The sequence below is a fragment of the Vibrio sp. 1078-1 genome, assembly GCF_033340475.1.
The window spans coordinates 1-765 of the sequence record NZ_JAWOWM010000253.1 but is presented as its reverse complement, the minus strand read 5'-3'; the positions used below and the strand labels follow the sequence as shown (position 1 = coordinate 765).

At 44.4% G+C, this 765-nt stretch carries 1 protein-coding gene; it reads left to right on the top strand.

All coding sequences use genetic code 11. The annotated features are described in order from the left end of the window. A partial coding sequence (locus tag R7190_RS26940) for an RNA degradosome polyphosphate kinase (RefSeq protein ID WP_318137807.1) occupies positions 1–765 on the top strand: 765 nt, incomplete at both ends.

Sequence of the window (765 nt, the reverse complement as noted above, 5' to 3'; positions counted from 1 at the left end):
CAGAGCAAAAAGGCAAACGCCGTAAGACCATCATCCTGCTTGATAACATCATCCGATACTGTTTAGACGAGCTATTTAAAGGCTTTTTCGATTATGATGAGCTCGCAGGCTACGCGATGAAAATGACGCGTGATGCAGAGTACGACTTGCGTAATGAAATCGAATACAGCTTGCTAGAGCAAATGTCAGCAGGTGTAAACCAACGTTTAACCGCCATGCCAGTACGCTTTGTGTATGAGCGTGAAATGCCGCAAGAGATGCTCGACTTCTTGTGCAGCAAACTAAGAATTTCCAATTACGACAACCTAATTCCAGGTGGACGCTACCACAACTTCAAAGATTTCATCGCTTTTCCAAACGTCGGGCGAGAATACCTCGAAAACAAACCTATGCCACCAATGAAGTGTGCAGACTTTGAAGGTTACGCCAACAGTTTCGAAGCCATCAAAGCCAAAGACATTCTGCTCTACTACCCTTATCACACCTTTGACCATATTGGTGAATTGGTTCGCCAGGCATCCTTTGACCCGAAAGTGCTCAGCATCAAAATTAATATCTACCGCGTAGCCAAAGACTCTCGCTTGATGAACTCTTTGATTGATGCAGTGCATAACGGCAAAAACGTTACTGTAGTCGTTGAGTTGCAGGCGCGATTTGATGAAGAAGCAAATATTGAATGGTCAAAAGTTCTGACTGAAGCTGGCGTGCACGTCATCTTTGGTGCGCCCGGTTTAAAGATTCACTCAAAGTTATTGATGATCAGTC